Source organism: Pseudomonas sp. HLMP, from assembly GCF_046365545.1.
GTDB classification, from domain to species: domain Bacteria; phylum Pseudomonadota; class Gammaproteobacteria; order Pseudomonadales; family Pseudomonadaceae; genus Aquipseudomonas; species Aquipseudomonas guariconensis_B.
On the sequence record NZ_JBDLLR010000001.1, the window covers coordinates 64,469 to 76,726 of the forward strand.

The window sequence follows — 12,258 nt, forward strand, 5'->3', positions numbered from 1 at the left end:
CTTGTTGGGAATCAGTAGGCGTAGCGGCGCAGCAGGCGCCCTTCGACCACACCGACCAGGCGGGTCAGCGGGAAGGCCACGAGGAAGTAAATGACTGCGACAGCCGACAGGAACTCGACCGGGCGGGCGGTGCTGTTGGAAATGTTCTGGCCGACGAACATCAGGTCGGCCACCCCGACCGAGGAGATCAGCGCGCTTTCCTTGAACAGGCTGACCACGTTCGACAGCAGTGGTGGCACAGCGCGCAGCAAGGCCTGGGGGAACACCACGTAGAGCACCTTGACGCGGGAGGTGAGGCCCAGGGCCGTGCAGGCGTCGTGTTGTTCGCTGGCGATCGACTTGAGCGCACCGCGGAACGTTTCGCTGGTGATCGCCCCCATGTACAGGGTCAGGGCGATCAGCACCGAGACGTAGGGCGGGATGTCCAGGCCGAATATCACCGGGAAGCAGAAGAACACCCAGAACAGCTGGATCAGCAGCGGCGTGCCACGGAAGAACTCCACGTACAGCGTCAGCGGCAGGCGCACCAGCTTCAGCTTCAGCTGCCGCAGCAGGCTGACCACGAAGCCGAACAGGCTGCCGAGCACGGCGCAGGCACCAGTGAATGCCAGGGTCAGGCCCAGGCCTTTGAGCAGCACCGGCCAGTAGTTCAGGACAACCGAGAAATCGAGTGGCATGGCTATCTCCTCAGCGCTGGCCGGCCAGTTCCTGGCGCCGTTCGAACCACTGCACCAGCTGCGCGATCGGTAGCGACAGGGCGAAGTAGATGAGGGCGATCAGGGTGTAGGTTTCCAGCGGGCGGTAGGCTTCGGTCGCGAGGCTTTTGCCCACGTACATCAGGTCGGCGACGGCAACGATGGCCACCAGTGCGCTCTGTTGCAGGGTGCCGATGCCGTTGGTGATCAGCACCGGCAGGGCGCTGCGCAGCGACTGCGGGAGGATCACGTACAGCGTGCGTTGCCAGCTTTTGAGGCCCAGAGCGATCGAGGCATCCAGGTGTTCACGCGGCACCGCCTGCACGCCGGCCCGATAGGCTTCGGCGTTGAACGCGGTGAGGTTCAGGCCCAGGGCCAGGAAGCCCATGGCTATCGGGTCGATGAACACGTCGAACAGCATCGGCACGCAGTAGAAGAACCAGACGATCTGCAACAACGCCGGTGTGCAGCGGAAGAACTCGATGAACAACTGCGCTGGCCAGCGAATGAAGAACCAGCGGCTCAGGGTCATCAGGCACAGCACGAAGCCCAGGGTCAGGCCGATGAGGTTGGAAACCAATGCCAGTTGCAGGGTGACCTTCAGCCCATCCAGCAGCGCAGGCAGGCTGCCGTTGAGGAAGTGGAAGTCGAATTGGTAGTTCATCACGGCGTCCTCAATCGAACTGCACGACCTTTTCGAGGAACTCACGCGTGCGTGCTTCCCGTGGCTGGGTGAAGATCTGCTCGGGATGGCCTTGCTCGACCACCTTGCCGTTGGCGCAGAACACCACGCGGGTGGCGATGTGGCGGGCGAAGTGCATGTCGTGGGTGACGATGATCATCGCCATCTTCTGCTCGGCCAGTTGCATCATCACGTTCTGCACTTCGATGACCATTTCCGGGTCGAGCGCCGAGGTGACTTCGTCGAACAACATCAGGCGGGGTTCGAGCATCAGCGCACGGGCGATCGCCACGCGCTGCTTCTGCCCGCCGGAGAGCTGGCTTGGGTAAGCGTGCAGCTTGTTTTCCAGGCCCAGGCGGGCGAGGTAGGCGCGCGCTTTCTCGGTGGCTTGGGCCTTGCCCAGGCCATGGACCTTGACCGGCGCCAGGATCAGGTTGCCCAGCACCGACAGGTGCGGGAACAGGGTGTAGTGCTGGAACACCATGCCGATCTGCTTGTGCAGGGTTTCATCCAGCGGCTTGCCCAGCTTGCGGCTGCCATCGATATAGGGCTTGCCCTGGAAATGGATCGTGCCGCCCTGGATGCCCTCGAGCCCCATCAGCACCCGCAGCAGCGAACTCTTGCCGCTGCCCGATGGACCGATGATCACCAGGCGGTCGTCGGCACGCATGTCCAAGTTCATCTGGTCCATCACCACCAGTTGCTCGCTATAGGCCTTGCGCACGTCGCGCAACTGGATGAAGTCGCCGCCCTGGGGCGAATCCGGGCCGAGCGAAACCTGTGGCTGGGCTGCCACCAAACGAGGGATGTTCATCGCGATTGTCTCCACGAGGGCGCACTGGGCGGCACCTCGGCTCAGGGTTACGGGAGGCTGTTGCCTGCGGCGTTGGTTGCGGTGCGCGCTGTGTCGGTCAGGCCGACGGTCTTGCCGGGCCTGGCCAGTGGTGCATGGGGGCGTTTGCAGAAGTGCCTAGCAGCCCGGGTGGGCGCTTGCCACCGCCATGGCGTTTGGAGCGAAGGGCTGGCAGCACCTGCGCAGGCGCTGTGGGAAGCGGTCTGAGCCATTTTGATTCTCTCCGATAGCTTGTTCTTGTAGGCAGAAGAGTCGATCAACAGTTGATGAGTGCTTTGCTGAGCTTCTTGTTGTGTGCAATGTTGTATTCAGACTATGGCCGCCTTGAGTGTACTGTCAACACACGTGGGGAAAAATTTATTCGCTTGCCTTGGCGCGCCGTCCATCCAGGACAAAAGGAAGGCCCGAGGGCGCGAGGAAAGAAACGAGGGGAGCGAGAGAGGCCGATTCCAACCATTCGAAAAAGCCTGTTGACAGCATCCGGTGTGCTTCATAACCTGCATGCAGTAATGCACACAATATGGCGTGCACTGCCCAGCGCTTACCTTCCTGCCTACAACAATGATTAACAGTGAGGTCAAAAATGCTCCGTTCCCTCAAGCCGCTTTTCCTGGGTGCCAGCCTTTGCGGCGCCATACTTGGCCAATCCATGGCCCAGGCTGCTGAAACCTCGGTTTGGCAGAATGTGCAGAAAGCCGGTGTCCTGCGTTGTGGCGCTGCGGTAGCCGCGCCCTATGTCATGCGCGATGCGCGTTCAGGTGACTACAGCGGCTACTTCGTCGACCTGTGCAGGGACTTCGGCGAGAAGGTGCTGAAGGTCAAGGTCGATTTCGTCGACACGAGCTGGGACAACCTTGTCGCCGGCTTGCAGAGCGGCAAGTGGGACTTGGCCATGGCCCTCAACCAGACTCCCGAGCGCGCGCTGGCCGTGGCATTCACCACCCCCGCCACGGACTATCAAGTGTCGTTGCTGGTGAACAAGAACAACCCCAAGTTCACGGACATCGAGGACGATCTCGGCGCCCTCGACAAACCCGACGTGACCTTCGCCGTCATGTCCGGCACCGCCCAGGACAAGGCGATCTCCTCGGTGATCCGGAACGCGAAGATCATGCGTCTGCCAGGCATGGACGAGACCCGTCTGGCGGTGATGTCCAAGCGCGCCGATGTACTGGTGGACGCCAGCGACACCAACCACCTGTTCGCATTGGCCAACGCCGATTGGGCGCGCGAGATCCTGCCCAAGCCGGCGCTGGCCAAACAAGGCGTCGCGTTCGGCGTGCGCCGGGACATTTCCCCGGCCGACATGGACGTGCTGAACATCTACCTCAAGCAGCGCCGCGACAGTGGCGACATCGACAAGCTCGTGGACAAGGCCTCGGTGCAGGCCAACGCCGCGAAGTAACCCTTCGTCGTTAACCGGGAATGCCGTCTTCGCGCGCGAGGCAGGCGGCACCTTTGCATCTTTATCAAGAGAAGGTGAGCACGGATGAACGATTCCACACGCCCATTGGCTGGCCAGACATTGCTCGTCACGGGTGGCTCCGGCGGTATCGGTGCGGCGATTGTCGAGCGCCTGGCGGCTGAAGGTGCCCGACCGGTGATCCACTACAGTCGCGACGCGCAGGGCGCGCAAGCCTTGCTCGAGCGGATTGGTGGCCAGGGCTTTATCGTCCAGGGCGACCTGTCCCAGGACGATGGTCCCGAACGATTGTGGCAGGCAGCGATGGCCCTGGCCGGCGGACGCCTTCATGGCCTGGTCAACAACGCGGGTATTCGCACGGAGATTCCCTTGCACGCGCCGTCATCCGAATGGCGTGCCGCCTGGCGCCGCGAGTTCCAGGTGAACTTCTTCGCGGCGGCCGACCTGTGCCGTGAGGCGGTCGAGCATTTTCGCATCCATGGCGGTGGCCGCATCGTCAACATGGCCAGCCGTGCCGCCCAGCGTGGCTACGCGGCCGACGCCTTGCCCTATGGCGCCAGCAAGGCTGCGCTGATCAACCTGACCAAGTCACTGGCGCGCAGCGTGGCGGGCGAGGGTGTGGTCGCCGTGGCCATCGCGCCCGGTTGGGTCCGTACCGATATGGCCGAGCGCTTCGTCGCCCAGTTCGGCGAGGCCGCGGCGACTGCCGACATTCCCGTGGGGAGCATGGCCAGCCCCGAAGAGATCGCCGAGTTGGTGGCCTTCACCTTGCGTCCGTCCCAGGTTTCGCTCAATGGCGCGACCCTGGATGTGAACGGCGGCAGCTATATCCGATAAATCGAGGAGTCGACGATGAACAGGTTCGAAAACAAGGTGGCGATCGTGACCGGTGGTGCCGGGGGGATCGGCTCGGCGATCGCCGGTCGGTTGGCGGCCGAAGGGGCGACGGTGGTGGTCAGCGACGTCAATCTGGAGGCGGCCCAGGGCGTCGCCGAGGCCATTCAAGGCAACGGCGGCAAGGCCATCGCCGTGGCGGCGGATATCGCCCAGGGTGAGGCCTGCCGGGCGCTGGTGGAGACGGTTGTCAGGCAATTGGGGGGGATCGATGTGCTGGTCAACAACGCCGGGATCAACCGCCGCGGCAACCTCCTGGCGCTGACGGAAGATGACTGGCATACCAGTTTCGCGGTCAACCTGGACTCGATGTTCCACCTGTGTCGGGCGGTATTGCCGATCATGATCGAGGCGGGAGCCGGCGCTATCGTCAATACGGCCTCCCAGTGGGGGCTGCATCCTGCGCCCGGGCACATCGCCTACAACGTGACCAAGGCTGCCGTGGCCTCGTTCACCCAGAACCTGGCGCGTGACTATGCGCCGCAGAACGTTCGGGTCAACGCGGTATGCCCTGGCGAGATCCATACGCCGATGCTCGAGGCTGGCGTGCGGCGCTCGGGAAGGACCATCGCCGACCTGGACAAGCTGGTGCCCTTCGGCCGGATCGGCAAGCCCGAGGAGGTCGCGGCGCTGGTGGCGTTCCTCGCGTCGGATGAAGCGGCGTTCATGTGTGGTTCGTTGGTGGAGATTACCGGGGCGCAGGCGGTGGCTTGAGTGGCGCCGCCTTTGTGATACTGGGCTGCAAAGCAGCCCCGAATGGAGACCGCTCACGCCCAGATGTCGCTCACGACAAAGCCTTCGGTGAACGGATCGTCATGGTCCAGCACATAGGTATTCAGGCCATAGATCCAGCTGGTACCGGTAATGGTCGGCACCACGGCCTTGTAGTCGCCGATACGGGTTTCCTCGACCAGGCGGCCGGTGAACACGTTGCCCAGCACACCCTGGTGGCGGAAGTCCTGGTTCAGCGGTAGCTCGCCCTTGGCGTGCAGGACCGCCATCTTCGCGCAGGTACCGGTGCCGCATGGGCAGCGGTCCAGTGCACCGGTCCAGGTGGAAGGGTTGTCCCAATCCAGCTCACCGGAGGCGACGGTGACGGCGTTCTTCCAGTCGGCGTCCGGGCTGTCGGTGGGGCCGGACAGCTGGGAAATGGTGATGCCGATGCCAGGGTAGTCGGGATGCGCGACCGGCAATTGCTCGGCAGCGGCCTGGCGGATCATGGCGCTGACGCGCGCGATCTCGCCGCCATGCTCGGGCTTGAGCTCCAGGCCCGGGAACTGGCGCACGTCGGCGATCGCATAGAACATGCCGCCCCAGCCCACATCGACCGTCACTTCGCCCAGGTGGGGCACCTGGATCTTGGCATCCAGGTGTGCGGCGAAGGCCGGCACGTTCTTGAACGTGACACTCTTGACCTTGCCGTCGCGGCATTGCGCCTTGATGCCGATCAGCCCGGCCGGCGCTTCGAGGATCAACTCGGTGACGGGTTCCTTCATGGGCAGCATGCCCATTTCCAGCAGTACGGTGACCACCGAGATGGTATTGCCACCGGACATCACTGGGTATTCGACCTGTTCCATGATGATATAGCCGGCATCGGCGTCGGGATGGCTCGGGGGCACGATGAGGTTGCAGCACAGGGGAGGGTAGCCGCGGGGTTCGCGCAGCATCAGCTTGCGCAACTGATCGTCGTTTTCGCGCAACCATTGCATCTTTTCGTGAACCGTCTTGCCCGGGATATGTGGAACGCCACCGGTGATGACGCGCATCGGCTCGCCGGCGTGCGTATCGACAGCATGAATGGTTCTTTTGAAGGCCATCGGGATCTCCAGCTTATGGGTATCGAACAGACTGTCTGTGGCGCAATGCCCGTCAGTTAAGCGGCATTGGCCTGTAGCGGCACTTTCTCACCCCTGGCACCTGCTGCCCTATAACGTCTGGGACAGCTCGTGTGACGCCAGGGCGCGCAGCTGTACGTCCTTCACGTCCTATCAATCGCCGGAAATAGCAAATCCATGACAAAAGGCGTGGCCGTTCTATCAATTGTCATGACTGTAATATCGGTGCCCTGTGCCGGCTGAGCATCATGTCGCGACAAGACAACCTGTTCAGAGGCACCCTCACTATGTACCGTGGATTCTGGTATGCCCAGGCACTCGACCTGGACAGCGACCTGGCCCCTGCGCTGCAGGACTCGATTCAAGCCGATGTCTGCATCGTCGGCGGTGGTTTCCTTGGCCTGTGGTCGGCCATCCGCCTCAAGCAGGCGCATCCCGGGAAGACCATCGTCATCGTCGAGCGCGACCGCTGCGGTTCCGGTGCCAGCGGGCGCAACGGCGGCATCGCCACCAACTGGTGGGGCAAGTACCTGTCGCTGCGCACCATCTGCGGAGACGTCGAGGCACGGCGCATCTGCGAGGCGGCCGAGTCGGCCATCGACGAGATCGGCAGCTTCTGCCAGGAGCACGGTATCGATGCCCAGTACCGCAAGGACGGCTGGCTGTGGACCGCCACCAACCAGCGCCAGTTGAATTCCTGGCGCGTGCTCACCGACGGCCTGCAGAACCTGGGCGTCAACCCGTTCCAGGAGATGGCGCGCCACACCATCCAGGGCCGCGTCGGCTCGCCGCTGGTGCTCGGCGGCATCTATGATCCCAACGCCGCCACCGTGCAGCCGGCCATGCTCGCTCGCGGCCTGCGCCGCGTCGCGCTCAAGCTTGGCGTGAAGATCTTCGAGAAGTCCCCGCTCACCCACCTGGCGCGCGGCCCCAAGCCTGTGGTGCACACGGCCAAGGGCCATGTGAAGGCCGACCGCGTGGTGCTGGCGATGAACGCCTGGGGCGCAGCGTTCCCGGAGCTGCGCCGGATGATCGCGATCATGTCCAGCGACATGGTGGCCACGGCGCCGGTCAAGGCCAAGCTCGACGCCATCGGCTTGAGCGGCGGCGAGTGCATGACCGACTCGCGCACCGTGCTCAACTACTGGCGCAACACCCCGGATGGCCGCGTGGTGTTCGGCAAGCCGCTGGGCCAGTTCGCCTTCGCCGGGCGCATCGGCAACCTCTACGAGAAGCCTTCGCCGGCCGCCGACAAGGTCGCCGCCGAACTGCGTCGGTTGTACCCGCAACTGGCGGACGTGCCGGTGGTCAGCAGCTGGACCGGCCCGATCGACCGCGCCATGAAGGGTTTGCCGAACTTCGGCTACCTCGACCGTCACCAGAACATCGCCTACGGCATCGGTTTCTCCGGTAATGGCGTGGCCACCACGGTGTTCGCCAGTCGCATCATCAAGTCGCTGGTCGAGCATGCCAACGACGCGTGGGCCAACTGCGGCCTGGTCAACCAGAAGATGAAGCTGCTGCCGCCCGAGCCATTTCGCTTCTTCGGCGCGCACATGGTGCGTGACGCCCTGGTGCGCAAGGAGTCGCTGGAGGACCACGACCAGGACGCCGGCTTCGTCACCCGCCAACTGGTGGCCATGGCGCCGGCCGGCTACGTCCCCGCCCAGAAAAAATAAGGACAAGATCGTGAGCGAACATATCGTCTTCCTCGACGACGAGGGCCTGGCATCCTCGACCCGTCTCAAGCGGCCTGACTGCGCGCACACCTGGCAGCAGTTCGCCTATACCCATCCGGACCAGGTGCTCGAGCACCTCAAGGACGCCACCATCGCCCTGACCTGCAGCGTACCGCTGCGTAAGGAGCACCTGCGTCAGTTGCCCAAGCTCAAGATGATCTCGCTGGCCCTGACCGGCCGCGACATCGTCGACGTCGACTATTGCGAGGCCCATGGTATCGAGGTGGCCAGCGTGCCTGGCTACGCCGCCAATACCGTGGCCGAGCACAGCATGGCGATGATCCTCGAGCTGTTCCGCCGCCCGGCAGCCTTCACCCGGCTGATGCGCCAAGTGCACGCCGGCCAGGCGCAGCACAAGAACATCTACTTCGACCACCGCATCCGCGATGTGCGCGGCAAGCAACTGGCGATCATCGGCAGCGGCCCGATTGCCCTGCGCCTGGCCGAACTGGCCCGTGCGTTCGGCATGGAGGTGTTCTTCGAAGACCGCGGTGGCAAGCGCAGCGGCCCGGATTGCCGTCCGCTCGCCGCGCTGCTGCGTAGCTGTGACGTGCTGTCGATCAACTGCCCACTGACCCCGCAAACCCACGACCTGATCGACGCAGGTCGATTGGCCCTGATGAAGCCCGACGCCCTGGTGATCAACACCGGCCGTGGCGGCATCGTCAACGAGGCGGCGCTGATCGATGCGCTGCACAACGATCGCCTGGGGGGCGTGGCGCTGGATGTGGTGGAGCATGAGCCGCTGCACCCGAGCAACCCGCTGTTCCAGCTGATCGATCGCGACGATTTCATCCTCAACCCACACATCGCCTGGAGCAGCGAAGACGCCATGCAGCAGTTGATGGACAGCGCCGTGGACAACATCAGCCGCTTCGTCGCCAGTCAGGCCCCGGAAAAAAGGATCCAGCGCGCATGAGCATCGTGATCAAGAGCAGTTATGTCGACGGCGCCTTCGTCGGTTTCGACGCGGCCAGCGACCTGCTGGAAAACCGCAACCCCTCCAACCCGGCCGAGGTCATCGAGCGCTTCGTGCGCGCCGATCAGGCCCTGACCGAACAGGCCATCGCCGCCGCCCGCCGTGCCCAGCCCGTTTGGGCGCGCAGCAACCCGCAGCAGCGCGCAGACGCGCTGGACTTCATCGGCAGCGAGATCCTCGCCCGCCGTGAAGAACTGGCGACCCTGCTGGCCCGCGAGGAAGGCAAGGTCGTCCGCGAAGCGCTGGGCGAGGTGGACCGCGCCGGCCGTTCGTTCAAGTTCTACGCCCAGGAAGCCCTGCGTGCCGAAGGCGAGAAATACCAGTCGGTGCGCCAGGACGTGGGTATCGACGTGTTCACCCAGCCCCTGGGCGTGGTGGGCATCATCGCGCCGTGGAACTTTCCCATCGCCATCCCGGCATGGAAGATCGCCCCGGCCCTGTGCTTCGGCAACAGTGTGGTGTTCAAACCGGCGGAGCTGGTGCCGTCCTCGGCCTGGGCGCTGGCCGAGATCATCAGTCGCGCCGGGTTGCCGGCCGGCGTCTTCAACATGCTGGTCGGCCCCGGCCGTAGTGTGGGCGACACGATCATCCGCTCGCCACAGGTCGATGGCATCAGCTTCACTGGTTCCGAGCACACCGGGCGGCAGATCGCCAGGTTGGCGGCTGAAGGCATGAAGAAGGTGCAACTGGAGATGGGCGGCAAGAACCCGCTGGTGGTGCTCGACGATGCCGACCTGGAGCAGGCGGTGGAGGTTGCGCTCAACGGCTCGTTCTACAGCACCGGCCAGCGCTGCACTGCCAGTTCACGGGTGATCGTCACCGAGGGCATCCATGATGCCTTCGTCGCCCGCCTGGCCGAGCGCACCCGGGCGCTGACGGTTGGCGACGCCTTGCAGGCCAGTACCGACATCGGCCCGGTGGTCGACGGCCGTCAGCTGGAGCAGAACCTGTCGTACGTGGCCAGCGGCGTGGAGCAAGGCGCGAAGCGGGTATGCGGTGGCGAGCGGGTGGAGAACGAGGCGGGTGCCTACTTCTTCACGCCGGCGCTGTTCACCGAGGTCACGCCGGACATGCGCATCTACCGCGAGGAGATCTTCGGGCCGGTAGTGAGCGTGCTCAAGGTGCGTGACTACGACGAGGCGTTCGCGGCCGCCGAGGACACGGCTTTTGGCTTGTCCGCCGGCATCGTCACCACCTCGCTGCGCCCTGCCGAGCACTTCAAGCGCAACAGCTCGGCGGGGATGGTGATGGTCAACCTGCCGACGGCGGGGGTGGATTATCACGTGCCGTTCGGCGGCAACGGCGCCTCGAGCCTGGGCTCGCGCGAGCAGGGCACCCATGCCCGACAGTTCTTCACCCGAGTGAAGACCACCTACCAGTTGGCTTGAGTCAGCCCCCGGGGCTGCAAAGCAGCCCCAGGATTACCCGCTCAAGGTGATGACCGAGATCTCGCATTCTTTGAGGTAATCCTTCTATTTCTTATATTCATGCGAGCTTAATCTGAAGCTGTCATGTGGCGAAGTGCCCGGTGAACTTCAAGTCAACGGGTACACATGATTGAACGTTGTGGTGAACGGAATAATCAAGGCACTTCCAGATTGTTTGGCTGGCGGCCAGGGAGTGCCTGGCTTCGCCGGGTAATTAGTTTGAGGCCCTCACGAAGGTGAGCGGCACGATACGGCAGTTTCTAACAATAACAACATTATTCACTAGCGTACGACGCCATGTGTCATGCGTGAAGTGTAGTTCAGCAGCGAGAAGAAACCGAGGCAGCAAGACATGACCAATAATCATAAGATTTCATTAGAAGATGCCCCCCTTAACAGTTTCCATAAGAAACTGGCCGTTTATTCATCAGGTGCTCCGTTCCTGGACGGTTATATCCTCAGCATCATTGGCGTAGTACTTGTCCAGCTCAGCCAATCGCTGCAGCTCACCGTCTTCGAAGAAGGCATGGTCGCGGCGGCATCGCTCATCGGCATGTTCTTCGGCGGCTTCGTCGGCGGCCTGTTCACCGACAAACTCGGCAGGAAAACGCTTTACGTACTCGTGTTGGTCGCGCTTGCGGTGTTCTCGCTCGGGCAGTTCTGGGTCACCTCCGCGGCCGCACTGATCACGCTGCGCCTGTTGCTGGGTATCGCGATTGGCGCCGACCATCCCCTGGCCACCTCGCTGCTGGCCGAGTTCCTGCCCAGGAAACAGCGCGGCTCCATCCTCGCCAGCCTGGTGATGATGTGGTTCGTCGGGGCGGCGGTCGCCTATGTGGCTGGCGAGCTCATCTTGCGCAGCATGGGCCCTGAAGCCTGGCGCTGGGCATTGGCCAGCGCGGTGGTGCCGGCGGTGCTGTTCCTGATCATGCGTGCCGGCACGCCAGAATCCGCCCGTTGGCTGCTGAGCAAAGGCCGTACTGCCGAAGCGGATCAGGTGATCAAGAAAGTCTATGGCGACGCCTTCTCGATCGCCGACCTGCCCGAGCCTGTGGCCGAGCGCCGGGTATCGGTCTGGTCGCTGTTCCATTCCCACTATGGCAAGCGCATCTTCTTCGTCAGCATCTTCTGGACCTGCTCGATCATTCCGCAGTTCGCCATTTATGCCTTTGCACCGAAGATCCTCTCGGCCATGGGGCTGACCGGTGATTTGGCAGCCTGGGGGGCTGTCGCCATCACCATCATCTTCGTCCTTGGCTGCCTGCTCGGTGTGAAGCTGATCAACCCATTGGGCCGGCGCAACATGCTCATCCACAGTTTCCTGTGGTCCGGCCTGGCGCTGCTGTTGCTTGGCCTGTATCCAGACGCCGCCGGCCTGTTGACCCTCGCGCTGTTTGGCAGCTACGCGCTGTTCATCGGTGGTGCGCAGGTACTCCAGTACGTTTATCCAAACGAGCTTTTCCCTACTGAAGTACGGGGTTCGGCCGTCGGCCTCGCGACCTCCCTGTCGCGTATCGGTGCGGCGATTGGTACCTACCTGGTACCGATGTCCCTGTCTTCGATCGGTATCGCCAATACCATGATCGTGGCCTTCGGCATCTCCATGGTGGGCCTGTTCTTTACCTGGAAGATGGCCCCGGAAACGCGTTCGCTTGACCTGGCAACGGCGAGCGCCGCCTGAGGCGACAGGTTACGAGTGAGCCTATTGATTTAGCTGGAGCCTGCTCC

General features: G+C 63.4%; 11 protein-coding genes. 7 read left to right on the forward strand and 4 right to left on the reverse strand.

Going from position 1 to position 12,258, the window contains the following annotated elements:
- Positions 1–11: 11 nt before the first annotated feature.
- The 3 genes from ABFA30_RS00425 to ABFA30_RS00435 are packed head-to-tail and all read right to left on the reverse strand — an operon-like array spanning position 12 to position 2,191.
- On the reverse strand, positions 12–677 hold the full coding sequence (locus ABFA30_RS00425; RefSeq protein ID WP_225790653.1) for an amino acid ABC transporter permease: 666 nt from the start codon (positions 675–677) through the stop codon (positions 12–14).
- Positions 678–687: 10 nt separating this feature from the next.
- Positions 688–1,359, reverse strand: coding sequence for an amino acid ABC transporter permease (locus ABFA30_RS00430; RefSeq protein ID WP_225790654.1), 672 nt, complete (start codon positions 1,357–1,359; stop codon positions 688–690).
- A 10-nt stretch (positions 1,360–1,369) separates the two neighbouring features.
- Positions 1,370–2,191, reverse strand: a complete 822-nt coding sequence (locus tag ABFA30_RS00435) for an amino acid ABC transporter ATP-binding protein (RefSeq protein ID WP_225790655.1) — start codon at positions 2,189–2,191, stop codon at positions 1,370–1,372.
- A 622-nt stretch (positions 2,192–2,813) separates the two neighbouring features.
- On the opposite strand from ABFA30_RS00435, the gene ABFA30_RS00440 reads away from it, so the two are divergent.
- The 3 genes from ABFA30_RS00440 to ABFA30_RS00450 all read left to right on the forward strand — a co-directional run bounded on the left by ABFA30_RS00440 (position 2,814) and on the right by ABFA30_RS00450 (position 5,261).
- Positions 2,814–3,635, forward strand: coding sequence for a transporter substrate-binding domain-containing protein (locus ABFA30_RS00440; protein ID WP_253081196.1), 822 nt, complete (start codon positions 2,814–2,816; stop codon positions 3,633–3,635).
- A gap of 84 nt (positions 3,636–3,719) precedes the next feature.
- The gene (locus ABFA30_RS00445; RefSeq protein ID WP_253081197.1) at positions 3,720–4,490 is read left to right on the forward strand and encodes an SDR family NAD(P)-dependent oxidoreductase; all 771 of its coding nucleotides are present in this window, start codon (positions 3,720–3,722) and stop codon (positions 4,488–4,490) included.
- A 15-nt stretch (positions 4,491–4,505) separates the two neighbouring features.
- Positions 4,506–5,261 (forward strand): SDR family NAD(P)-dependent oxidoreductase, encoded by a 756-nt coding sequence (locus tag ABFA30_RS00450; RefSeq protein WP_225790658.1) that lies wholly within the window; start codon positions 4,506–4,508, stop codon positions 5,259–5,261.
- Between the two features lie 53 nt (positions 5,262–5,314).
- On the opposite strand, the gene ABFA30_RS00455 is transcribed toward ABFA30_RS00450, so the two are convergent.
- Positions 5,315–6,367, reverse strand: a complete 1,053-nt coding sequence (locus tag ABFA30_RS00455; RefSeq protein WP_225790659.1) for a proline racemase family protein — start codon at positions 6,365–6,367, stop codon at positions 5,315–5,317.
- Between the two features lie 305 nt (positions 6,368–6,672).
- Here ABFA30_RS00455 and ABFA30_RS00460 point away from each other — a divergent pair, with 305 nt between their 5' ends.
- From ABFA30_RS00460 to ABFA30_RS00475, 4 genes are all read left to right on the forward strand, one after another.
- The gene (locus tag ABFA30_RS00460; RefSeq protein WP_225790660.1) at positions 6,673–8,064 is read left to right on the forward strand and encodes an NAD(P)/FAD-dependent oxidoreductase; all 1,392 of its coding nucleotides are present in this window, start codon (positions 6,673–6,675) and stop codon (positions 8,062–8,064) included.
- A 10-nt stretch (positions 8,065–8,074) separates the two neighbouring features.
- Positions 8,075–9,043, forward strand: a complete 969-nt coding sequence (locus ABFA30_RS00465) for an NAD(P)-dependent oxidoreductase (RefSeq protein WP_253081198.1) — start codon at positions 8,075–8,077, stop codon at positions 9,041–9,043.
- Positions 9,040–10,491: an aldehyde dehydrogenase family protein gene (locus ABFA30_RS00470; protein ID WP_410045036.1), complete on the forward strand. Its 1,452-nt coding sequence runs from the start codon at positions 9,040–9,042 to the stop codon at positions 10,489–10,491. The genes ABFA30_RS00465 and ABFA30_RS00470 overlap by 4 nt, the downstream gene beginning before the upstream one ends.
- Positions 10,492–10,882: 391 nt before the next feature.
- On the forward strand, positions 10,883–12,211 hold the full coding sequence (locus ABFA30_RS00475) for an MFS transporter (RefSeq protein WP_225790663.1): 1,329 nt from the start codon (positions 10,883–10,885) through the stop codon (positions 12,209–12,211).
- Positions 12,212–12,258: the final 47 nt, after the last annotated feature.